General features: G+C 43.4%; 21 protein-coding genes, 1 tRNA gene and 1 other RNA gene. 17 read left to right on the forward strand and 6 right to left on the reverse strand.

What is annotated here, in order from left to right; translation table 11 throughout:
* Positions 1–48: 48 nt before the first annotated feature.
* From C1I38_RS13370 to tmk, 6 genes are all read left to right on the forward strand, one after another.
* Entirely contained in the window at positions 49–2679 is a 2631-nt protein-coding gene (locus C1I38_RS13370; RefSeq protein WP_119776632.1) for a helicase C-terminal domain-containing protein, read from the forward strand.
* A gap of 91 nt (positions 2680–2770) precedes the next feature.
* Positions 2771–3124 (forward strand): recombinase, encoded by a 354-nt coding sequence (locus tag C1I38_RS13375; RefSeq protein WP_119776630.1) that lies wholly within the window; start codon positions 2771–2773, stop codon positions 3122–3124.
* 194 nt (positions 3125–3318) lie between these two features.
* Positions 3319–3738: a hypothetical protein gene (locus C1I38_RS13380; protein WP_119776629.1), complete on the forward strand. Its 420-nt coding sequence runs from the start codon at positions 3319–3321 to the stop codon at positions 3736–3738.
* A gap of 74 nt (positions 3739–3812) precedes the next feature.
* Positions 3813–4001, forward strand: coding sequence for a ferredoxin (locus tag C1I38_RS13385; RefSeq protein WP_015042893.1), 189 nt, complete (start codon positions 3813–3815; stop codon positions 3999–4001).
* Between the two features lie 290 nt (positions 4002–4291).
* Positions 4292–5086 (forward strand): sporulation transcription factor Spo0A, encoded by a 795-nt coding sequence (gene spo0A, locus C1I38_RS13390; RefSeq protein ID WP_026156144.1) that lies wholly within the window; start codon positions 4292–4294, stop codon positions 5084–5086.
* A 98-nt stretch (positions 5087–5184) separates the two neighbouring features.
* Entirely contained in the window at positions 5185–5805 is a 621-nt protein-coding gene (gene tmk, locus C1I38_RS13395; RefSeq protein ID WP_119776627.1) for a dTMP kinase, read from the forward strand.
* A gap of 108 nt (positions 5806–5913) precedes the next feature.
* On the opposite strand, the gene C1I38_RS13400 is transcribed toward tmk, so the two are convergent.
* Positions 5914–6450 (reverse strand): spore coat protein, encoded by a 537-nt coding sequence (locus tag C1I38_RS13400; RefSeq protein WP_119776626.1) that lies wholly within the window; start codon positions 6448–6450, stop codon positions 5914–5916.
* 128 nt (positions 6451–6578) lie between these two features.
* A tRNA-Arg gene (locus C1I38_RS13405) sits at positions 6579–6654 on the reverse strand.
* A gap of 119 nt (positions 6655–6773) precedes the next feature.
* Between C1I38_RS13405 and C1I38_RS13410 the strand changes: the two genes are divergently transcribed.
* Positions 6774–7631: a YitT family protein gene (locus C1I38_RS13410; RefSeq protein ID WP_119776624.1), complete on the forward strand. Its 858-nt coding sequence runs from the start codon at positions 6774–6776 to the stop codon at positions 7629–7631.
* Positions 7632–8049: 418 nt separating this feature from the next.
* Here the strand turns inward: C1I38_RS13410 and pdaB are convergent, their stop codons facing one another.
* Together pdaB and C1I38_RS13420 are read right to left on the reverse strand one after the other, a co-directional pair.
* Positions 8050–8814, reverse strand: coding sequence for a polysaccharide deacetylase family sporulation protein PdaB (pdaB, locus tag C1I38_RS13415; protein ID WP_119776622.1), 765 nt, complete (start codon positions 8812–8814; stop codon positions 8050–8052).
* Positions 8815–8957: 143 nt separating this feature from the next.
* Positions 8958–9209: a hypothetical protein gene (locus C1I38_RS13420; RefSeq protein WP_020490833.1), complete on the reverse strand. Its 252-nt coding sequence runs from the start codon at positions 9207–9209 to the stop codon at positions 8958–8960.
* A gap of 200 nt (positions 9210–9409) precedes the next feature.
* Here C1I38_RS13420 and C1I38_RS13425 point away from each other — a divergent pair, with 200 nt between their 5' ends.
* The 6 genes from C1I38_RS13425 (at position 9410) to C1I38_RS13450 (ending at position 16948) form a co-directional block, all read left to right on the forward strand.
* The gene (locus tag C1I38_RS13425) at positions 9410–10690 is read left to right on the forward strand and encodes a tetratricopeptide repeat protein (protein WP_119776621.1); all 1281 of its coding nucleotides are present in this window, start codon (positions 9410–9412) and stop codon (positions 10688–10690) included.
* An 88-nt stretch (positions 10691–10778) separates the two neighbouring features.
* The gene (locus C1I38_RS13430; protein WP_119776619.1) at positions 10779–11306 is read left to right on the forward strand and encodes a hypothetical protein; all 528 of its coding nucleotides are present in this window, start codon (positions 10779–10781) and stop codon (positions 11304–11306) included.
* Positions 11307–11336: 30 nt separating this feature from the next.
* A complete protein-coding gene (gene glnA / locus C1I38_RS13435; protein ID WP_119776617.1) occupies positions 11337–12665 on the forward strand; it encodes a type I glutamate--ammonia ligase in 1329 nt (442 codons plus the stop codon).
* Positions 12666–12837: 172 nt separating this feature from the next.
* Entirely contained in the window at positions 12838–13812 is a 975-nt protein-coding gene (locus C1I38_RS13440) for a DnaA/Hda family protein (protein ID WP_119776616.1), read from the forward strand.
* A complete protein-coding gene (gene pfkA / locus C1I38_RS13445; RefSeq protein WP_119776614.1) occupies positions 13799–14767 on the forward strand; it encodes a 6-phosphofructokinase in 969 nt (322 codons plus the stop codon). Before C1I38_RS13440 ends, pfkA begins: the two co-directional genes overlap by 14 nt.
* 39 nt (positions 14768–14806) lie before the next feature.
* A complete protein-coding gene (locus C1I38_RS13450; RefSeq protein WP_119776612.1) occupies positions 14807–16948 on the forward strand; it encodes a cell division FtsA domain-containing protein in 2142 nt (713 codons plus the stop codon).
* Positions 16949–17128: 180 nt separating this feature from the next.
* Here C1I38_RS13450 and C1I38_RS13455 read toward each other — a convergent pair whose 3' ends face one another.
* Positions 17129–17497 (reverse strand): TIGR04086 family membrane protein, encoded by a 369-nt coding sequence (locus tag C1I38_RS13455; protein WP_119776611.1) that lies wholly within the window; start codon positions 17495–17497, stop codon positions 17129–17131.
* Positions 17498–17614: 117 nt separating this feature from the next.
* Between C1I38_RS13455 and panB the strand changes: the two genes are divergently transcribed.
* The 4 genes from panB to C1I38_RS13475 all read left to right on the forward strand — a co-directional run bounded on the left by panB (position 17615) and on the right by C1I38_RS13475 (position 21405).
* Positions 17615–18439, forward strand: coding sequence for a 3-methyl-2-oxobutanoate hydroxymethyltransferase (gene panB, locus C1I38_RS13460; RefSeq protein ID WP_119776609.1), 825 nt, complete (start codon positions 17615–17617; stop codon positions 18437–18439).
* Positions 18440–18601: 162 nt separating this feature from the next.
* Positions 18602–19036: a hypothetical protein gene (locus C1I38_RS13465; protein WP_119776607.1), complete on the forward strand. Its 435-nt coding sequence runs from the start codon at positions 18602–18604 to the stop codon at positions 19034–19036.
* Positions 19037–19097: 61 nt separating this feature from the next.
* A non-coding RNA gene (gene ssrS / locus C1I38_RS13470) (6S RNA) lies at positions 19098–19279 on the forward strand.
* 53 nt (positions 19280–19332) lie between these two features.
* Complete coding sequence (locus C1I38_RS13475; RefSeq protein WP_243103749.1) at positions 19333–21405, forward strand: LTA synthase family protein; 2073 nt, start codon at positions 19333–19335, stop codon at positions 21403–21405.
* Positions 21406–21666: 261 nt separating this feature from the next.
* Here C1I38_RS13475 and C1I38_RS13480 read toward each other — a convergent pair whose 3' ends face one another.
* Complete coding sequence (locus C1I38_RS13480; RefSeq protein ID WP_243103748.1) at positions 21667–22701, reverse strand: phosphatidylserine/phosphatidylglycerophosphate/cardiolipin synthase family protein; 1035 nt, start codon at positions 22699–22701, stop codon at positions 21667–21669.
* Positions 22702–22841: the final 140 nt, after the last annotated feature.

The following is a 22841-nucleotide window of genomic DNA, read 5'->3' on the forward strand; positions in this document are numbered from 1 at the left end:
ATACGTCCTGGTACTCCCTCAGAACGTGGGTACCTGGTGGCTCTGCGCTTGGGAAAAGGGGCACTCCCCAAATATCTGATGTTTTCGTTCCAGGGCGAAGGTGAAGACCCAAGCAGGATGGAGCGGTATAAAAAAAGTCTTGAAGATTTTACCCATGATACCCTTATATTTGTTTATGAGCAGAAGAAAATCCTGCCTGATTTAATAAAATATTTTGATATTAATCTAAACCAGAACGTGATTGAGGTTCAGGAACTTGCCGCAGTTTTTTTCCCAATAGTCAGCCAGCAAAGTTTAGAGGAGATAACCGATAAACTTAAGATAAAGAAACACCGCAGGTTTTTTTCACCGGTCCAAAAAGAGGTTCGACTGACCCGAGACCTGCTTCTGCAGTGCTGGAAAAAAGGATTGAAGACGGATCTGGGTTTCTTGAGCAAGTTGGAAGAATATACAAAAGGTCTTTCCTGTCAGCCTGTGCTAACCCAATTAAAAAAGGAAATCGTACGGACGTATCCGGACAGGCCCATCCGTATTGCACCCTATCAGGGAGAGTCGGTACAAAATCTTTTTAGCCCCGGTCCGGACGATTTCGCTGAAATTCCTGATTCGCCGGCTTGGGCTGTGGAGTGTTTCGGTCAGGACGGCTTACTCGCCAGCATGATTCCAGGGTTTGAAAACAGAGAGATTCAAACCGTGATGGCCGCTGAGATCCTAAAAGGGTTTACCGAAGCGACAGATGTTGTGATTGAAGCTGGTACAGGAACAGGGAAAACGCTTGCCTATCTGATTCCGGCACTCTGGTGGTCCAAAAGGCATCAGCAGAAGGTGATTGTTGCAACCCACACCATCACTTTGCAGGAGCAGCTCTTCAGCAAAGACCTTCCGCTGTTGCAGAGATTCCTGCCTTTTCCATTTAAAACAGCGCTGCTTAAGGGTAAGAGCAATTATTTGTGTCTGAAATGCCTATATCAGGAATCGCTGTTTACTGATTATCTAACCCAGGATGAACAACTCCGGCAGGCCGCATTTTTTTCTTGGGCTTCTGAAACGAAAACTGGGGATTTTGGAGAACTGCCGAATAATCAAAGTTTCGTTCCAATTTACCGAAAATTTGCTGCGGATAATCCGGCCTGTCAACCCGGAGAGTGTTCTTTTACTTCGCGTTGTTACCTTTATAACGCCAGGAAGAGAGCAGAGGCTGCTGATGTTCTTGTGATTAATCACTCCTTGCTTCTTGCCGACATCAAAACGAATCATAAGATTTTACCGGAATATAGTAATCTTATCATCGATGAGGCGCATAATATTTACCAGACTGCGCTCAAACAACTTGGATTTGAGATTTGCCTAGAACAGATGATCAGGTTGACGGATAGTATCTATGGCGGGAAAGGAAATCTATTCGCTTATCTGAAAAAGAATTATATTGTTTGGGCAGAGGTCTTTCCTGCCTTCAACTGGACCTATTTCAAAAGCAATCTTGAAGAGATTCCGGATCGCTGCGGGGCGGCTGCGGATCAGGCCCGGGAACTTTTCAGCATGCTGCAAAGCGTTCTTGGCCGGCAGTTCAGTCTTCGCTTAGATCCTGAAAAGGTCAGCGAAGATATCTTACAGATGATCCTGTTGGCCTCGGAAAATCTGATCATCAGGTTTAAAGGCTTAGTGGAGGTGCTGGATCGAATTAATTCCTTTTTGGCTCTTGAAAGTGAACAGCTGGAAGAAACCAGATATGAGATTAGCAGAATAAAAAATGAACTTGCCCTAATCGTTGACGGATTAGGTAAAATCATCAGCAAAAGTGAAGTGGATCGCGTAACCTATCTCGAGAAAAGCAATACAGTCTATTTAAAAAACACGCTAATCAATGTAGCTCCGCTTTTAAATAAAAAAATATTCAGTAAGAATAATTGTACGGTTTTAACTTCTGCCACCTTAAGTGTCGGTGAGGATTTTACGTATTTGACCAGGGATATCGGCGTAGAGGACTATATCAGCCTGAAGCTGGATTCACCGTTTGATTATGAAAAACAAATGGTTTTCTGTGTTGTCAATAACTTATCTGTAAATCTACCTGAGGATAGCCTTGCAGAAAAGACAGCTTCATTTATTGGGAAAATTGCCGAAGAGCTGGAGGGAGGTACACTGGTATTATTTACTTCCCACCGATATTTGCAGCGGGTATACCACTTGTTAGAGAATGAAGAATGCTGCCGGCACCTGAATGTGCTGGCCCAGGGGATTGACGGCACCAGGGAAGAACTTTTACAGAAGTTTATGCAGAACAGCAGTAGTGTCCTGCTTGGAACGAATAGCTTTTGGGAAGGCATCGATCTTCCCGGGGACATGCTGCGTTGTGTAATCATGGTCAGACTTCCGTTTTGGCCGCCGGATACGCCTATTCTGGAAGCAAAGGCCCGCCTATTGGAAAGTCAGGGATTTGATCCGTTTTATGCGTTAAATTTGCCTGAAGCAATTATTCGCTTCAAGCAGGGTTTTGGACGTTTAATCCGAACGAGAGAGGATAAAGGCGTTGTGATTGTTTTAGATGACCGGATTATCAAAAAAAGGTATGGTCGATATTTTCTGCAGGCGCTGCCGATTACTTCTTTTTATCAGGGAAGTTCGGAGCATGTCCTCCAAAAGATTTATCGGTCCAGATACCCCAAAACGGGCAAATGAAAGGGGTAAGGCCCTTAATATTCAAGAACTGATTTCACCCCTCATCTAACCTGTGCATATAGTAAGGCACAGGTTATTTTTTTGAGGAGGAATGGAAATGGTTCAGCCGGTAGATTGGTCCAATGTTGGCGTTAGGATCGTCCAGGGATTTTATACGACTATTGATGCTGTACGGCAGCTCGATACACAGGAAGCTGCACTCGTCATGAAGCTGTTGGGAAAATCCTGTACGAAGATGATGAAAGACGGTGTCGGACATCAATTTGGGATTGCCATGATTGAAACAAGTGAAAAATTAGCGCTCACAGATAAACTGACCTTTGAAGATGTTTTAAAAATGCTGACGGCAATCGTAGGAAAACTTTATTTCACGGCAAAAACTGCGGAGGAAATCGAACTAGTCAAACAGCTTGAAGATGCTGTTAAAAATTACCATGTTGTATAAAATCAAGCTGCTGCATAAATTATTCTCAAGATAGCAGTGCTGGAAGGAGGAATAATTCCATGAAAATGTACTACATCAAACTGCCTCAGTCCGTACTTAATCTTCTGAAAAAAATCTTCAATAAATAATTGCCCTGGTGTCATGAATTTCCAATTTCCCTCCTATATTATAGTAAAAGGTCTAGGAGGGAAATTATGTTATTGAACCGGCATTTTTTCATACTTGTCTGCAGTATTTTTTTTATTGGCATCATAGTCTGGTGGCAGAATCCGGATACTGCAGTTTCTGCAATGGCCAATGGGCAAAGTTATGCAAATCCAAATGCAGTGATTGAAGAATATTGGGAAAAGCTTGATTACAGGCAATTTGATCTTGCTTCGGCCCTGGCATCCGGACAGGCCGAAGCTACAAATAGCATACTGCAGCAGATGTTTCGGGATAATCCATTTTTAAGTGTTCAAAATGTGGAGATTCAAAACACTTCTGCGCAAAATAGTTATTTTGTCGAAATTACGACGGGGTCATCCATTGATCAAAGAAAAGTACTGGCTTACCAGATTACAGTGGAGCAACAGGACAATGGTCTGAAAATCGTAGAGATGAGTCTCAAATAGAAAATCTGCATAGCTTTAGTCATCTCGGGAACAATACAATCGACGATTGACAAAAATAGTTTGGGGTGAACTTCATGATTGCCTATGTAGAAAAAGAAGCCTGTATCGGATGCGGAGCATGTCCTGCAATCTGCCCGGACATATTTGAAATGGATGATGACGGATTGGCTGTAACGCGTCAGGAACAGGTTCCGGAGACGCTTGAAGAATCAGCGCAGGAAGCAGCCGACGGTTGTCCGACGGAAGCAATTATCATCAGCTGATACATACAGATACAGTAACTCGTCAGAACAAGACAAAACTTTGATATTTACACAGAAATTCTCTTGAAGTTCGGGACAATATGTAGGACAAAAAATAAATTGGCTTATTTTAACGAAAAAAAAATAACCCTTAAACAGCGTTTCCTACAGATGGGACAAGGGCTTTACAATGAATGCCAAAATTAGAAAGTGTTCCTTATTTTTTAAGAATTCGACATCTCCGCTGATTTATAATGATACTACCGGAAAAAGGAACCGGGAAAAATATGATAAAGCGGGGAAATGTAGAGATGTCAAAAAAGGTAAAGATTATTGTAGCCGAGGATAATCGAAATCTATGTCAGATCCTTCAGGATTATATTTCAAAGGATGATAGCTTTGAGCTCGCTGGCGTAGCCTACAATGGACTTGAAGCTTGGGATTTGATTCAAAAGCATGACCCGGATCTCGTCATTATGGATCTTGTGATGCCCAATCTCGATGGTTTGGAAGTCCTGGAAAGAATCAATGCCAGAACATCTGTCAGGAAACCCAAAGTCATATTATTAACGGCCTTCGGGCATGAAACATTGACGCATCAGGCCATGGTCATGGGAGTTGATTATTTTATCCTGAAACCATTTGACCTAGAAATTTTGGGGAAACGCATCAGGACGCTGACGCAGGACCTTGAAGTAACGAATCCCCCGATGCTTCAGACGTGTTCTTCGGTGGCGTCAGTCGGAAGAGGGGTCAATATCAACGTAGAAGTAACGACAATGATGCACCAGCTGGGCATTCCGGCTCATGTCAAAGGATATCAGTACATCAGAGATGCAATACTCATGGTAATCGAAGATGTTTCTTTACTCGGGGCTGTAACCAAAGAACTGTACCCGGCAATTGCTAAGAAATACAATACTGCTCCCAGCAGGGTGGAAAGAGGTATCAGACATGCTATTGAGCTAGCCTGGGAACGCGGACATATGGAAACACTGAAGAGGATCTTCGGATATTCGATGAACATAGAACGTCAGAAGCCTACCAATTCTGAATTTATTGCACTGCTCGCCGATAAGCTTCGGGTGATGAGTAAGGTTGGATAAATGAACGAACAGTTAGTGTATAAAGATGTCTCAGAGAGGAGGCATCTTTTTATTTGCGCTAAAATCGATTACAATAAATCCTGAAGGAGTTGAAGATCATGCAGGCAAAGGGAAAGTTCATTGTGCTCGAAGGCATCGATGGATCAGGTAAAGGAACGCAGATTGAGCGTCTTAAGGTATATCTTGAAACCGTGTGCGGAGTAAAAACCATTCTGACCAGAGAACCAAGCCAGGGTCCGCTCGGAACAACGATCCGTCAGGTACTTTCAGGCCGGATCAATGGTGTGGGTGACAACTGTCTGGCGTTGCTGTTTGCTGCCGACCGGCTTGATCATAACAACAATCTGGTCATTCCTGCTCTGGAGCAGGGAAATTATGTGATCTGTGACAGATATCTATGGTCTTCGTTTGCGTATCAGGGGATGAAAAATGATGAGTCCTGGATTGGGGAAATTAATCAATATGCGGTGAAACCAGACCTTACACTATTTATAAAAGTAAGCCCGGAAACATCGCTCAAGAGAATAGCGGCAGGAAGATTCCAGACTGAAATATTTGAAAACAGCGAGACGCTGCGGCACGTTGCAGATAATTACCAAAAGCTGTACAAACAGTGGCAAAAAAATGGGGAACCGGTTGTGGAAATCAATGGGGAAAAGGAGCCGGAGCTGGTTCAGAAAGACATCATTGCGGCTTTCCAATTATATTTCCCGGAGTAAGTGTTATTAATTTTTGAAAAGGACACAAAATATAAGGAATGCCAGTCTGTTTGAGGCTGGCATATTAAATGTATATAGAATACTGAAAAATGAATTTTACGTTGCGTGTTAATGAACGATTTTTGCAATTTTGGGAAGCCAGTTTCTTTGGAGCATCAGCTGCTCCAACTGGTAAGCCCAATCAAATCCAATGTTTAGTTCCTTGCGGAGACGATTCCCAATTTCCAGGTGATAGCTTTGATTGATGGCTGTCAATAAGGCCATTTGGCTGGAAGCGCTCATTTCCAGCAGCAGCAGCGCAATTTCCATATCACTGAAGTGTAAGCGGTCTGGTATGTCCTGGTATTCTTCCAGGGACCGTTCGGGAAACTGTATGGTTGGCAGCGTGACATCCTCGGATTGTAAAAAATCCTCACTCATTTTGACAGTTCTTTCTACCAATGCATCCAGTGCATCTTTAAGCAGTATTCTGAGTTCAGGATCTTTAGCATGATTATACAGAATAGTAATAACTGAGGCTTGAAAACGCCCCATCAAAACAATCTGATACTGCAAACCTGCCTCAATATAATTAGCAGGTTCGTGATCCATCATATTTTGAACAATGGAATGGCTCTTGGCGGTCGCTTTTTCCAGAATATTCATCGTTAAATCCTCCTTTTTATATAGTAGGTTTAACGATTTATCTGTTTTTATGCTTGAAAACAATAAATGCCGGGAAAAGTATATGATACTAAACAAACACTGCAACACTTGCAATGTTTGTTTTCTAATGGTGCGCCCGGCAGGATTTGAACCTGCGACCTCCGGCCTCGGAAACCGTCACTCTATCCCCTGAGCTACGAGCGCAATAAAACCGCTACATTACTTTACTAAATAGAATTCTTTTTGTCAAGAATAATGTTAAAGAAAGCTTGGTACAAATTGTCGGAGAGAGCTTGGATGACTAGCTTAATTTGAGGTAAAACATGAACCTAAAAAAAATACCATGGCATTTTTTCAAAAGATTTTTTGGAATCATTATAGGTACAGTGATTGTAGCTGTCAGCATTAATACATTGATCCTGCCTAACCAAATTGCTGACGGCGGAGTAACCGGAATCGCGATTCTGTTGCATTACCTGTTTCAATGGAATATTAGTATTCTGGTGGCACTTCTGAATATTCCATTATTCATTCTCGGTTACAAGTCAGTCGGCAGACAATTGTTTTATTGGAGTATACTTGGTGTGGGGACATTATCTGCTGCGCTGAAGTTTACAGATGTTTTGTCTCCGATAACAACAGATACGCTGTTGGCCTCTATTTTCGGGGGCGTCGTATCCGGTATCGGAATGGGCATCATCTTTCGCTGTCGCGGTTCATTAGGCGGTACCGATATCCTGGCGATCGTGTTGAATAAAAGAATCCAATTTAGTGTCGGACAGATCATCTTAATTCTCGACGCGGTTGTCTTTATCGGAGCTGCACTGATCTTTAGCCCGGAAATGGCCATGTATGCGATGATTTATATGTTTATCGCTACCAAAGTGATAGATCTCGTCCAGGTTGGGTTGGATTATTCCAAAAGTGTTATGGTCGTCACAGAAAAGCCGGACAAGATTGCTGAGGATATTATCCATCTCGTCGGCAGAGGCGTAACGTATCTTCAAGCTGAAGGGGCTTATTCGCGCTTTCAAAAGAGAGTGGTCTACAGTATCGTAAATAGAGCACAGTTGACCCAGGTCAAAGAAATCGTCCACAAATATGACCCGGATGCTTTTGTGGCCATCGGCGATGTTTCCGAAGTCGTTGGCGAAGGGTTCCAAAGTTGGAAAGGGCATTAATAGATCGATTCGTACATCCCGTTTTCGAATAAAGGTAGATATTAGTTTACTCGGGTTAGTCTCCATAATGGATGGCCGCTTTCGGCTGTTGTGCCATCCGTGGCACGTCGCTCCTTGCCATCCATGGCATCGCGACATTAGGCCATCCGTGGCCGTCAAAAAGTCGCGCTGCGCAATCCATGCTCCGCTTGGCGCCGGCCATCCATTACGGAGACCTAGTCTGGAGTCATGGAAGTGTCTTTTGGAGCTAGCATCAATTTCGGATCGTTATTCTAGTAAAACGTTCTTAAAATAGCCCGCTCAAATAATGGGCTACATTATTGCACGCAGACTAGCCCTGGCATAATAGCCTTTTAATATAAAGGGGGTTATGTCGACAGAATTAGTGAGTAAATTGAGAACGCGATACAAGTGCTCATTACAGGCTCGAACCAGGCGGCCAGCTCTCCTGGGCATTGCTAAGCAGCTTGCCGACCGTCACAATTTCATAGTTCTTCTCTTTGAGCATTTTCAAAACAGTGGGGAGTGCCTCGGGCGTATCCGGCGCGGAATCAGAAGCGTGGAAGAGGATAATGTCGCCGGGGGAGGCTCCTTTATTTTTGGAGCGTCCGTTCATCACATAATTGATGATTGCGTCGGCTCCGGGCCTTTTCCAGTCCAGGGAGTCTACACTCCATTGGATGACTTTGTAGCCTCTCTTGTTTGCAACCGAGATGACCTGGTTGTCATAAGCCCCGTTCGGAGCGCGCAGCAGAGTAATTTTTTGGCCGCTTAAACGTTCCAGGACTTCTTTGGAAGTATCGAGCTCTTTCATGAGAATATCAGCTGTCATGGTGTTTAAATCAACATGACGCCGCCCGTGGGAGCCAATTTCGTGGCCGTCTGCGGCAATTTGCTTGACTAACTCTGATTTTATTTCAGCCCATGGAGATGAAAGAAAGAAAGTGGCCTTGATATTTTCTTTTTTTAGGATATCCAAAATCGGCTGCACATTTTCTTCGCCCCAGCTGATATCAAAAGTAAGCGCAACCTGCTTCGTTTCGGTCTTGACGGAGTAAATCGGCTTTAAATTTCCGGTAATAACGGATATAGCTTGCTCTTTGTTTACGGCCAAAACCGCAATTAGCATCAGCATCACGATCCCCACCGCCAACTTTTTCCTGTTCACCACAAAGACGTTCATTGTTTATCCCCCCTTAGAACCATGCTTATTCCGGGGGGGCGTAAATCATGATAAATATAAAAATGGAAGCGTCGATAAAGATGCCTCCATTCAGCATTTAAAGTTCAGATAGCCAATATTGTCCGCCATGCATCGCGGTGGTATTACTTGGGCCAGCGGACCCCAAAAATGATTTCCAACAGATCAATCTTAAAAATGATTCTGAGGAGAAGGTGCAATACCAATAAAGAAATAAAAATGACTACAGCAACCTTGATGATCCAAAAGCCGATACTCAAGATGATGGCGAGCAGCGGTTTTAAAATCAGGTAGGCTAGATAAATGCAGAGTATAAAAATCAGAATTTTAGCTATGATCCATAGAATATTTTGTGAAGATGGGTCTTTGGTGCTCATTACAATCCCTCCTGCAGGATAATTTACTTCATTGTTTTCAATGATAAGAGCAAAAACATTCATTGCACTGGTTTGCTCCGTTAGATTTAGTATAGCATATTATAGACCAAATGAAGTTGCTCGAACTCATATATTATGAAGAAAATTCAGATATTGTAAAGAAAATTCGTATATTATAAAGAAAATTCGGGAGGGATACCATGGATACCACACTGGAAATATGGAGGAAGTATCTTGAGAATGGAATCAAATGCTTGGGTGACGGAAAAACTGAAGAAGCTGAAAAAAATCTGCAGATAAGCCTTCTTAAGGCTGAAGCGCTGGAACTGCCGATAATCGTTGCTTTTTCTCAGCGTTTGCTCGCAACGGTTCAGGTGAAAAATAACAAATTAGATGAAGCCGAGGCTGGATTTCGAAGGGCACTGGCCTGCTGCAAACAGCTGAATAACAATAAAGGGATTGCTGAAGCCAGGGCCGGACTAGCCAGCGTTTATTTCAACCAGGGGAAGAATGCCAAAGCCATTTATTTATATAAGCAGGCTATCAGGGACTATCCGAGAGAAGCATCACCCCTGCGTTTGGCGGCCTTGTACTCTGATCTGGGCCAGGTTTATACAAAAATAAAAGAGTGGCAGGCTGCAGGAGAGTCTTTTCTGCATGCCGAAAATCTCTGCCGGGAACACGGTTATCTAAATGGGGAGGCAGATATCAGCCTCTGTTTGGGAGAAATCTATTACAGTCAGGCGCAGAAAATTGCTGCGCAGGGGAAATTTTACTATGCCGCCAAGATCTACGCCATGTTAGGCGAACAGGTTTCACTGGCTAATGCGCTGCAATATATCGCCTTCTTGTACTTTGAAAAAAATAGGCTGCCGGAAGCCCTGCTTTTACAACAGAGAGTTGTCGCGCTGTATTTGAAAAACGGCCGTGATCCTGAAATCAGTGAAAGTTATTTCATGTTAAGTAATCTTCTCCAATGTTCGAAACTACTGGATGAAGCAATCAGCAGTCTTGAGTTGTCCCTTCAATACCATCAAGGAAGCGAATTCGGCTTTGCTGTGCGCTATTACAGTCTGGCCATCCTGTTGATTAAGAAACAGGATTATTCGGAGGCAAAAAAACAATATCTAGAAGCCCTAAAGTACTTTCAGTTCTTTGGTGACAGCTCCAAGATCGGCGAAATCAGTGAGGAATTAACATATCTTGTCCGCTACGAGGATACTTTGTTTCAGGAGAATCTGTACAAACTGCTCGGCAAAAGGTTTTATGATGAGCCGGAACTGCCAAAAGGAGAAGCGATGTTAAAGCTTGCTAATCTTTTGATGAAAAAAGGCAAAAATATGGAAGCGCTGCGCTGCGGTTGGATCGCACTGGTGTGCGCCAGGTCCCTGCAGGATGAAACTAAAGAAATTGAGCTGCTGATTCAAGATTTGTCCCAAACCATCAGATATGAGAAAAAAACCTCTCGGCCTTATCGGTAAAACAAAAATTATACTTTCAAAAGGACTGTGAAAAAAATTGGGAATAGGTTAGAATAGGTTATAAGCCAAAATAAGGTGGAGATGTTCCTTGAATCATAATGATCAGGTTCTGCTTGAAAGCTTTGAACGGATTTATTTTCTTTTAGAAAAAGAAGCCCAAAATTTAACGGAGATCAAATCAGCTTATGCCGAAAAAATTCGCCAGTGGGAGGATGAGATCAAAGCGTATGCGATGATGATAGAGGAAATCTCCGTTCCGGCCAGGTTTATTCTTGAGCATATCCTGTCCCTGAAATTTAAGTCCGGTCAGATGGCAGTTGAAGCTGAGAATATTACCCAGGGCTTTTCAGGAATAGGGGACATCCATGTGGAAAAGTTCGGAATTATCAAAATCTCCACTGGAAATTTACAGCTTAGCTGGCGCGATGAACTGTATAATTACTTATTTTATCCTGATAAGGTGGAATTGCGGACAAACGACGAAAGGACGACGATTAAACTGTTCTTTTCCCAGCAATTTGACGCGAAGGATATTCAAAGGTTTTCTGCGGTTACGGAAAGCCGTCAGCTGTTATATATTCACCCAGCATTGGAAAAGTATTTAGTACTAGAATAAAAAATTTAAAGAATTGGAGAGTGCTAAGGTTTGAATTATACGAAAGAAGATGTCTTACGAGAGGCGTATGAAAAAGGCGTAAAATTCATGAGACTCCAGTTTACCGATATTTTCGGAGTATTAAAGAATGTCTCTATTCCGGTAGAACAACTTGAGAAAGCCCTGGACGGAGAAATGATGTTTGACGGTTCTTCTATTGAAGGCTTTGTGCGTATTGAGGAGTCGGACATGTACCTGAGGCCCGACCCCGACACATTTGTCGTCTTCCCGTGGAGGCCTGCTGAAGGCGGGGTAGCGAGACTCATCTGTGATGTTTATAATCCTGACGGGACGCCATTCAACGGTTGTCCGCGCAATACACTAAAAAAAGTACTGGCAGAAGCCTCAGAAATGGGTTTCAAATGCTACATAGGACCAGAGCTGGAATTTTTCCTGTTCCATGTCGACACGGAGGGCAGACCGACCCTGATTACCCATGATAAAGCAGGTTATTTTGACATGACACCGGTTGATCTAGGGGAGAGTGCCAGAAGAGATATGGTTCTGGCGCTGGAGCAGATGAATTTTGAAATTGAAGCCTCCCATCATGAAGTTGCTCCCGGACAGCATGAGATTGACTTCAAATATGCCGATGCCTTGGAAATGGCTGATAAAATGGTCACCTTCAGATTTGTCGTCCGGACGATTGCCCAACGGCACGGACTGCATGCGACATTTATGCCGAAACCGATCTTTGGAATCAATGGTTCCGGAATGCATGTCAACCAGTCTTTATTCAAAAATGGCAAAAACCTTTTCTATGATCTGGAAGGACCAATGAACCTTTCGAGCGAAGCGTATCATTATATTGCCGGTATTATGGAACATGCCAAGGCTTTTACGGCGATCACCAATCCTACGGTCAATTCGTACAAAAGGCTCGTTCCGGGCTATGAAGCACCTTGCTATATTGCCTGGTCGGGCCGCAACCGGAGTCCGCTGATACGTATTCCGGCCAAGAGGGGTTCTTCAACCCGTATTGAGTTAAGAAGCCCGGATCCTTCCTGCAATCCTTATCTGGCTTTAGCGGTCCAGATTAAGGCCGGACTGGATGGGATCAAACGGAAACTTAACCCGCCCGAAGCCGTTGATTTGAATATTTTTGCCATGGATGACAGGCAAAGAAAAGAGATGGGGATTGACTCACTTCCCGGAGACCTCAAAGAGGCTTTAACGCTATTAAGCAATGATGAAGTCATCAAAGATGCCCTCGGTGAGCACATCTATTCCCGATTTGTTGCAGCAAAGACCGAAGAATATGACAGCTTCCGCATCGCCGTGCATAAATGGGAAATTGAGAGATATCTGGAAATATATTAGGCCAAAGCACGCGTAATGATAGATGGCTGAAATTGTCAATCTAGACAAGGGTTAGGGGTATATTCCTTAACCCTTGTTCTTCCCTAGGACCGTGTTCTCGAATTATGTTAGGACAAACATTAACATGAAAAATACAGTGAGTAAGTTATCTGCGCAGGGGGTATTCTAAACAGTGTTTATCAGCCAATTCAATCAATTAGCTTTTCAATATATAGAGAATTATGAAGTACAAAAGGCGCCCCCGGTTACGATAATTGCCGGTCAGGAAGGATTGGGCAAGACTCAGCTATTGAATTGTATCCTGCAAAAAATGGAACCACAAAAGGTGAAGACTGTCCTGATTGATGCGGATAAATTCTCGAAGAAATTTGCATTTGCGGCCCAAAGCGGCAGTCTTAACGGCTTTCGCGGTTCTATGCGTTCCAATGACCTTTTCCTGTTGGATAATATTAATGTGCTGCAAGGAAAAAAGAAAACACTTGAAGAACTGTTCCATACCGTAGATACCATTCTGGCGCAAGGTGGAAAGACGGTCATTACATATCAAGGCAGTACACTCAACTTTGACTTTTTAAATCAGCGGTTTGCATCAAGGCTTAAAAGCGGGTTTTTCCTTTATTTAAAGGATCCGGCAGCTGAAGAGCTCGAGCATTTCATCGCGTATCGTCTGACCGGGGACTTGTTTCAGGAGATCCGGCCCTGCCTGCCGGCACTTCTTTCCGAAATTAAAAATATGAAGCAGGCTATAAAAATTGCTGAACAGTTGAAAAAAGACATTCAGCCGGCAAACTTTGCAGATGAGAAAATCCGCGTGCCTCAGTCCGAAAAATTATTTCACCTTCCCGGCATCGGAGAACAGGCTGATCTCGTCGTTTCTATCGTTTGTGAATGCTGCGGTCTGGAAAAAAACAAAGTCCTGGGTAGCACGAAAAAAGGGGAGATTGTGGAAGCAAGGCAGATGGTGTATCTCCTGCTGCATGAGATATTTCAGTATTCCTATCGCGATATTGCGTCCTACTTTCGAAAAAACACCGGAAGTCTGACAAACCAGTCCGAAAAGATACGGGAGAGTAAAAAGGTGTTGTTTGAAACTTTATGTAAAAAACTGTATAATGCTGAAAAGGAGAGATCTTATGGGCACGGATAGCAAGGTTGCAGTTTTAACCAGCGGAGGAGATGCTCCCGGAATGAACACCGCCATACGGGCGGTTGTTCGCAAGGGCATTTACCATGATCTTCGGGTATACGGGGTTTTTCATGGTTATGATGGGCTTCTGCGCGGTGAAATAAAAGAAATGGAGCTTGGCTCGGTTGCAGATATTGTGCATCGTGGCGGAACGGTCCTGAAAACTGCCAGATGTGAAGAAATGTTTACGGCTGAAGGCCAGCGTCTGGCGGCAGACCAGCTGAAGGCCAAAGGAATCGAAGCGCTCGTGGTCATCGGCGGAGACGGTTCTTACCGCGGAGCAAAAAAACTTGCCGAATTGGGTATTAAAGTCATTGGCGTGCCGGGTACGATCGATAATGACATTGCCGGTACAGATTCAACGATTGGCTTTGACACGGCGGTTAACACTGTTGTTGAGGCCGTAAGCAAATTAAGAGATACCGCTTCGTCCCATGAACGAACTTTTCTAGTCGAAGTCATGGGCAGAAATTGCGGGGACATTGCCCTCCACTCAGGACTCGCGATCGGAGCGGAATCAATCCTGACGCCCGAAATCCCTTTTGATCTTCAGGAAATCAGTGAGAAACTGCTGCGGGGATATCGGAGAGGAAAAAATCATAGTATTATTATTTGTGCTGAAGGAGCAGGCGATATTCGTGAAATTGCTTCAGCGCTGAAGCAATATTCTGGATTGGAAAACCGAGTGACGATTCTTGGTCACATTCAACGAGGAGGAGCGCCCTCGGCATCTGATTCTTTACTCGGAGCAATGATGGGTGGCAAAGCCATTGAGGCACTGATAGAGGGAAAATCTGAGGTTATGATTTCTCATTTTCAAAATGAAATTGTGGACAGGCCGTTGGAGCTTGCTTTTAACGAAAAGAAAATGTTTAACCGTAAACTCTATGAGCTAGCTAACGAGCTGGCTATTTAACAACATACAAATATATAACTTTGCGAGGTGGGAAGAGAAGTGAAGACTGTTTTTGCCCTTGATATCGGCACTAGGGTCGTTATTGGACTTGTAGCGCAAAAGAGTGAATTGGGATATGAAGTCATAGCCAGTGCGCGGACCGAACATACGCAAAGAGCGATGTATGACGGACAGGTTCACGATGTGAACGAAGTTGCTAAAGCCGTGTCATTTGTAAAGAATGAACTTGAGCATAAATTAAACCGCAAATTGACAAAAGTGGCTGTGGCAGCAGCAGGCAGGGCGCTTTGCACCGAAATGGCGACGGTCTCGAGAGAGGAAGTTCTGCCGATACACTGGGAACAGGAAGAAGTCTTGGCCATGGAAATGGAAGCTGTCCAGAAGGCCATGAAGAAAATCTCAGCTGAAGAGACAGACAATATCCTATTCTACTGTGTCGGATACAGTACGGTGAAGCAGCTGCTCGAAGATCAGCAGATTACTACTTTGGTCGGGCAAAGAGGGAAAAAAGCAGAAATCACAGTTATTTCTTCATTTTTACCGAGGACGGTTGTCGATGGTCTTATTGCAGTTTTAGCAAGGGCGGGGCTTGAGATGGCCAGTTTGACGCTAGAACCAATTGCCGCTGGACTGGCTGCAATTCCCGGAGATATGAGAAGACTGAATCTGGCCCTCGTGGATATGGGGGCAGGGACTGCAGATATAGCATTAACCAAGGAAGGTACCTTCTTTGCCTATGGTATGGTGCCAATGGCCGGTGATGAGGTCACAGAAGCAATCTGTTCCAATTATTTGGTCGATTTTCAGGAAGGCGAAAGGATTAAAAAGCAGCTGAACGGGAACGATCCAAATCCAAACAGCCTGATTAACATCGTCAATTTCTTCGGAGTCAGGTCCTCTGTCACACGTCAGGAAGTTCTGGATGTCATTAAACCGACCGTTCAGGTGATTGCCGAAAGGATCGGCGGAGAAATCCTGCTGCTGAATAACAGCTGTTCACCCCAGGCCGTGATCATGGTTGGGGGAGGTAGTCTTACCCCATTGATGGGAGATATTCTGTCCAAGGTGATTAATCTTTCCCGAGGCAGAATCGGCATTCAGGTTCGGGAAAGACTGTCCGAGGTCTCCGGTCAGGAAGAAAATTTATTTGGTTCGGATGTCATTACGCCGATTGGAATTGCGATCTCGGCGCTGGATAATAAAGGTCTCCATTATTATGCAGTTAATGTGAACAATACGAATATTCCGTTGTTTGAACTACAGCTTGCTACGGTAGCGGAAGGACTTCTGGCGGCAGGTGTTCAGCCAAAAACGTTTTTCGGGCGTCCTGGATCGGCGCTGATCTATAAGCTAAACGGAGAGATTCAGGTCATCAAAGGAGAGTTGGGAAGTCCCGCGATGATTACAGTCAATGACCAGCCAGCCAAGCTAGACCAGAGGCTTAATCAAGGTGACGTGGTTACCTTTATGCCGGGTCATTCAGGAGAAGGTGCCAAAGCGCAGGTCAAAGATATCATTTTCCGGTCTGCAGCAAAGAGGATTGTCTGGAATGGCAAGGAAGAGGAATTCAAGCCGTTCATCTATCTGAACAATAAACCGGCTGACGAAGAAGACTGGCTTGAGGATGGCTGCAGCCTGCTCGTAAAAAAGAATGAAACGCTCTATGATTTACTAGCCATAAAAGGCATTAATATCAATAAAATTAACAAAAAGAGAATTAGAGTCAACAACCAGCTCCGAGAACTGGTGTCGGATCTGGAGATTATCGTTAATGATTACCCTGTAACCAAAGACTGTATTATTAATAATAGCGATCGTGTCGATATTCTTGAGAAAAAAATATTAATCAAGGATCTGGCGCTAGAAGCCGAACCAATGATTTTTACGGTTAACGGAGAAGCGTTCAGTTTACCGCCGTTTGAAGCAAAGATCTACTTCAAAGGAAGGGTCATACAAGAAGATGAGCCTATCGAAGACGGTATGGAAATTAGAGTGGAAGGTTTTTCGCGCAAGCCCATTTTGTCGGAACTATTTCCGTATATAAATCTTGCTGAAAACTCAATTTCGGGCGGAAAACTAGAAATGCAGGTCAATGGCAGTGAAGCTCATTTTACGACCGAACTGAATCAGGGAGACCGAATTGTCGTCAACTGGATCAATAAATTTGCGCTCGCCAAATAAAATAAAAAAGAAAAACCCCCAGCTGGGGGCAATAGGCCAAGGGCCTAGGTGGAAAGGGTTAAGGAGTATACACCAAATAGTATAGTGGGAAACAGCCGTACTTGTCCCATTTTTTCACTCAATAGCGTGTTCTGGAGGGTGAACAGTTTAGGAGAGCGGTTTAACGTACCATAGATCACATCATTTCCTCGTCAAGACTCCGATACTGCCACCGATCGCACCCGATATGGGACTAATCAGGACTTTCTCGAGCAGTATTTTCCAAGAAGGATTACCTGTATAGAAAATGTAATAGATCAATATGGTAACCACAAAAAAACCGATTCCGATAGCCAGCCCGTACAGAAGTCCTCTTGCTCCGGATTGATACGCAATGTAAAAACTGGCGATGAATACGCCAATTCCGGCAGTGAGCAGCGAGTAAAGAACAGATTCCTGCACCGAAGTAAAGAAGTAGACCAGACTCAAAACAACGGTGAGCAGAAATGAGATGATGATGGACAGCGCTATACCTTTGGTGACTAATGACAGCTGAAACGGTTTTGACATACGGCAGCCTCCTTTTTCTCCAATTTCTGTACACCATATGCTTGGCCCATATAACTTATGACTTAAAAGTTAAGACAAAGATTGAAATAAAAAAGGTTTAGGGAGAAGGCGATCACAATGAAAAAAATGATTCCAGATTTTAAAAAGATGAGCGAACAGGAGAACAAGATTACAATGCTGACGGCCTATGATTTTCCGACGGCACAAATCATGGAAAAAGCCGGTGTCGATGTGATTCTTGTGGGTGATTCGCTTGGGATGGTCGTATTAGGATACGACTCAACAGTTCCGGTAACGATGGAGGATATGCTGCATCATGCCAAAGCTGTCCGGCGGGGTGCTCCGAATACTTTTATGATTGTGGATATGCCTTATCTGACTTATGCGAGGCCTAAAGATGCGTTGCGCAATGCCGGAAGGCTGATGCAGGAGGGTGGAGCCGACGCTGTTAAACTCGAGGGCGGGGAGGAATACCGCGAAATTATCAGTTTTTTGACCAAAGCCGGGATTCCTGTTGTTGGCCACATTGGTTTAACGCCTCAAACGGCCGGCCTATTGGGTGGATATAAAGTCCAAGGAACAGAAATACACAGCGCTTCCAAACTTTTGCGTGATGCCGGAATTCTGGCTCAAGCCGGTGTTTTTATGCTGGTCCTGGAAGCAATACCGGCGCAGCTCGCAGCAAAGATCACACAGTCAATATCCGTGCCGACCATTGGCATAGGTGCCGGGAATCAATGTGATGGCCAGGTCCTGGTTATTCATGATATGATTGGCGTTTCAGATAAGACTGTGCCGACCTTTGTCAAACGATACGAAATGATCGAGCCTCTGATCGTTGACGCTGTGCAAAAATATTGCGCGGAGGTCAAAGATGCGGCTTTTCCTTCCGACATATATTCTTTTTCCATGAAAGAAGACGTCTTAAACAAGCTGACGTAACGGAAGAAGAATTATTAAATTTTTGAAATAGTTTATGCGGTCTTTATATTATACTTAAAAAATATATAATTTTTTACAATTTAAGTGAAATTAATCATTAATTTATGATATAATACAATAAACTATTTCGTTGTTTTATTTTGCTTGGAAGGATGAATAACATTGAAACTGAAGGATAAGACGTACAATAAGTTTTTGGAATTCTTTGAGAAAGTGTCCAAGAAACATGATGAAGACCAGTTTGAAATTGCTTATTCCGAAATACAGCGTGAAACAGGCGTAGCAAGCATTACCCTAAAGAAAGCACTAAAAGTGCTGGAAGACGATAAGGTTATTGAAATCAGCCAAGGAAGAAACACCCGATACGGTAAGATTAGGTATTTAAATAAATCGGATTCTAATTCCAAAGATCCCTCCCGTAAAACAAAAATACTTACTTTAGTGGATGATGGAACGGCTAATCCTGGGACACTCCATCAAATTAAGAATATGTCCAGTCTCATCGAACAGCTGCGGCAGAGGGTACGTACCCAGGAAATGACTATCTCTGTGATTTTGGACAGACTTGCTGATTTGGAAGATAGAGTGCATCGCTAAAACATATTGGTTTTCCAGTTGTTTCTAGAGGATTTTTCTTCACCCTGGTGATATAATATCTATGATGCTGCTCTGTTTGTATGGACTATCATGGTTTTGATCCTATTTTTTTTCCGGGAACTGAGTAGTGGCAGGTTGTGTACATCATACTTTACAAAAAAGAAGATGGAAAGATCTGTCTAGGTACCCACCTGCATGTGCAGGGTCAGAAAACCAGATGTCTAACGGCAAAGCGGGAAGAGGATGTCCAACGGATATCCTCTTTAAAATTTATGAGGAATTTTATGGAGGAAAAAGTGTCTAATTCTAAGTTTCTGGCTATGATTCCGTTAATGGTTTTAATATTGTTTGAGACGGTCTCCCGCGGGAGTTTTGTCCATACATTAATCTGGGCAGTATGCGAACCGAATCAATTTGTTGCCACGTATGCTATGCTGTTTGGACTGATTAATGCTTTTTATCTTTTGCCCCGGCGTTTATACCTGTCCATGGCAGCAGTCATTCTAACCGGCCTTTCCTTTATCGCACTGGTCAGTAGGGAAAAACTACTCCTACGAGGAGAGCCTTTGCTGCCCTGGGATTTAAACCTTGGAAAGGAAGCTGCGAACATTTCCCAGAGCTTTCAGGATCTGCCAATCGCTTTTATGTTGGGACTCGTGATCTTACTTATCGTTTCGATCATCCTGATCATTCGTTACATACCAACGGAAAAGTACCTTTCGGCTCAAAAAGTCCCTATTGCGGTACTGTCTTTTCTCTTGCTATTTAATCTAGTTGCCCATACTTCTATGCAAAAGACTTTCAACTGCCGGCTTGTAAACTGGAGCCAGCAGTCCAATTACGAAGAAAATGGCTTGATTATCGGCTTTATGCTGAATTATAAAGCCTATTCGGATGATGCTCCGGCTTCTTATCAAAAAGAAGAAATTGAAAAGATCATTGCTCAGACCAAAACTGATTACACGGTTGATCCGGATTTTACCCCAAATGTTATTTTTGTACAAAGTGAGGCTTTCTGGGATCCGATGCTGATGAAAGAAGTAAGCTTCAGCGAAGATCCAATTCCGTATTTTCATTATCTGCAAAAAAATTATTCAGGCGGAACGATGCTCGCACCTGTCTTTGCTGGAGGAACGGTAAATACGGAGTTTGAAGTCTTGACAGGATATTCCTGCCAGTTTCTCCCCGCAGGGATCATTCCATATGTCCAATACGCAACCAGGGAAATGGATGCGCTGCCCGCGATCTATAAAAGGCAAGGTTATGAGGCTACGGCGATTCATACCTACCATAACTGGTTCTACCGTCGCAATATTGTTTTCGAAGAGATGGGATTTGACAAATTTATCAGCAAGGAATTTTTTGCTGATCCGGAGAAGAAAGGGACTTACATCCGCGATACCGAGCTCACGAAGAAGATTCTGCAGCAGCTCGGACAGAATGATAAACCCGATTTTATCTATGCGATTTCTATGGAGGCTCATGGACCTTATGCGGAAAAACCTAATGCCGGAAATACGATTCAGGTTCAGGGCAACTTTTCAGCCAAAAGTAAAATACTACTGGAGAATTACGTCAATACGATCTCTGACGTTGATCAGTCCCTGAAAGCATTGATTGAAGGCCTAAAGAAGATTGATGAACCAACGATTGTTGTTTTTTATGGAGACCATTTACCTTTGCTCGGCAATAGTTCTGAAGTGTACCAAGAAGCTGACTTTTTTCAGGACGGAGGAAGTTACAGCGATTATTTAAACAAATATACGGTGCCATTTGTTATCTGGGACAATTTCTCTACCCAGAAAGATAAAAATATCCGCATTTCTTCGAGCTTCTTGGGGCCTTATATTCTGGAAAAAAGCAAAAAAGAAGGAAATACCCTGATGGATTTCCTTTATTCCTTATATGAAAAAGGGTCGAATGTGATGGCCGCCGCGCATTATCAGAAGAATGAAAAAATCACCGAAGCAGAATCCGCGGACTATGAAATGTTGCAATATGATTCCCTGATTGGCAATGCGTATGTCTATGAGCTTAAACCACAGGATAAACCGGTTCAGAATGCTTTGTACCTGCTTGGAGAGCGTTTTCCCAAGATCAAAAAGGTTCTTCGTCTGAGTGAAAATGTGATTCAGGTTCAAGGGGAAAACTTCCTGCCGGATTATCAAATTTATATTGATGATAACCTGGTTAAAACGAAGTATGTAAGTAATACTGTCTTAACAGCCACCATGCCGAAATCAATCCAGAATGAGACTGAGCCTGTCAACCTTCTTCTAAAGATGATCGACAGCCTCGGTAATGTTATTTCGGAATCAAATACGTATTCATTCTCGTGTACGGAAGGTGCCTCCATCGATGCCAAATAAGTATAAGTACAGCGTATTTTAAATAAGTTAATAGTCAGACTAAAGTATTTGCGGCCTGTCTGCATACCACAATTCCGCTTTCGGCCGTTGTGTCATCCTTGACACGCCGCTCCTTGCCATCCTTGGCATCGCGACATTAGGCCATCGGTGGCCGTCAAAAGGCCGCACTTCCCCTCCTTGCTCCGCTTGACGCTGGAACTGTGGCACGCAGACTTGCCCTACATATGGTTTTATAGAAGGATAGGGAACGAGAAATACTGATTAAGGTGTACTATTAGCCCATTCTTCATCAAATAGCGCTGTAACTTTTTTTGCAACAGCAGGAGAAGGAACCGTTAAAGAACCTTCGTGATTGATGACAAAAGAATAATACGTCCAGGCAGAATTGGAAACAAACAACGTTGTCTGGTCAAAAATACCGAAATTTGCTCCCATTGTTTTTTTGTCAGGTTGATTATAATAGCGCAATTCAATCTGGGCATCCTTTAATTCCTGGATGGCATCGGGCGAGGTAATCGCACTGGAAAGGCTGACGATCACTTTAACGTTACAGCCTCTTTTTTTTGCCTCTACCAGAGCATCGATCGTATCACTTTCGCTCAATTGTTCAGTTTCAATCCGGATCTCAGATGTAGCAGCGTTGATTAAATTAAGAAGCTGCTGTTTGACGTTGACCGTAATAGCAAAGGTAACATTGTCTTCCGGCAAATCATAAGTATCCGGTAAATCAAGAGACATTGTCGTCGTATAGGTCCAGTCTTTGCCGAAGGATTTGTCCATGACACCAACAGAGTCTCCGGATAGTTTAACAGCCATGCTGTGCGCATCGAAACCTTTGGTGGTCCAGTCACTTCCGTAAAAAACAGCTGTTTTATGATCAATAACCATATAGCGTACTCTCTGGAACTGTCCTTTTTCAGCAGGATAGTACTGGACCGATATGTTTTCATTTTTGAGTGTTTTAATGGTTGAGGTATTATCTCTCTGCCATTGGTCGAGCAGCAGTCTAACTTCGATGCCCGAACGCGCTTTGGTAATCAGCAAATGAATGATTTCCTGATCATTCAGACTGGACAGCTCAATATAAATGGATTGTTTAGCCTGATTGATTACATTCAAAGTCAGCGGACGGATCGCAGCTCCGTTTATATAAATCGCACCAGCTGGCAAGTTTGATACTGGATTGGATTCTTCATCAGCGGAAAACGAGAATATTTTACTGCATCCGGACATCGTCGGTATTGCTATCAGGACGATCATGAGGATGATTAGGAAGGGTACTTTTGTTTTGGACAAAATATCAGCCTCTTTACCAATAAATTGAGCTTTGGCAACTCTTATCTTATTATACATATTTTTAGAAATAAATAACGAAAAAAATAATTCCAATTGGAAAAATATCTAATTGAAAGGCTATTTGATGAGCGGTTTTCCAA

The sequence above is a fragment of the Dehalobacter sp. 12DCB1 genome, from assembly GCF_004343605.1.
Classification (GTDB): domain Bacteria; phylum Bacillota; class Desulfitobacteriia; order Desulfitobacteriales; family Syntrophobotulaceae; genus Dehalobacter.

Bases quoted from the DNA above. Each gene is read 5' to 3' on its own strand.
- C1I38_RS13375 (WP_119776630.1), top strand. From the start codon at position 2,771: ATGGAAATGGTTCAGCCGGTAGATTGGTCCAATGTTGGCGTTAGGATC.
- C1I38_RS13380 (WP_119776629.1), top strand. From the start codon at position 3,319: ATGTTATTGAACCGGCATTTTTTCATACTTGTCTGCAGTATTTTTTTT.
- C1I38_RS13385 (WP_015042893.1), top strand. From the start codon at position 3,813: ATGATTGCCTATGTAGAAAAAGAAGCCTGTATCGGATGCGGAGCATGT.
- spo0A (WP_026156144.1), top strand. From the start codon at position 4,292: ATGTCAAAAAAGGTAAAGATTATTGTAGCCGAGGATAATCGAAATCTA.
- tmk (WP_119776627.1), top strand. From the start codon at position 5,185: ATGCAGGCAAAGGGAAAGTTCATTGTGCTCGAAGGCATCGATGGATCA.
- C1I38_RS13400 (WP_119776626.1), bottom strand. From the start codon at position 6,450: ATGAATATTCTGGAAAAAGCGACCGCCAAGAGCCATTCCATTGTTCAA.
- C1I38_RS13410 (WP_119776624.1), top strand. From the start codon at position 6,774: ATGAACCTAAAAAAAATACCATGGCATTTTTTCAAAAGATTTTTTGGA.
- pdaB (WP_119776622.1), bottom strand. From the start codon at position 8,814: ATGAACGTCTTTGTGGTGAACAGGAAAAAGTTGGCGGTGGGGATCGTG.
- C1I38_RS13420 (WP_020490833.1), bottom strand. From the start codon at position 9,209: ATGAGCACCAAAGACCCATCTTCACAAAATATTCTATGGATCATAGCT.
- C1I38_RS13425 (WP_119776621.1), top strand. From the start codon at position 9,410: ATGGATACCACACTGGAAATATGGAGGAAGTATCTTGAGAATGGAATC.
- pfkA (WP_119776614.1), top strand. From the start codon at position 13,799: ATGGGCACGGATAGCAAGGTTGCAGTTTTAACCAGCGGAGGAGATGCT.
- C1I38_RS13455 (WP_119776611.1), bottom strand. From the start codon at position 17,497: ATGTCAAAACCGTTTCAGCTGTCATTAGTCACCAAAGGTATAGCGCTG.
- panB (WP_119776609.1), top strand. From the start codon at position 17,615: ATGAAAAAAATGATTCCAGATTTTAAAAAGATGAGCGAACAGGAGAAC.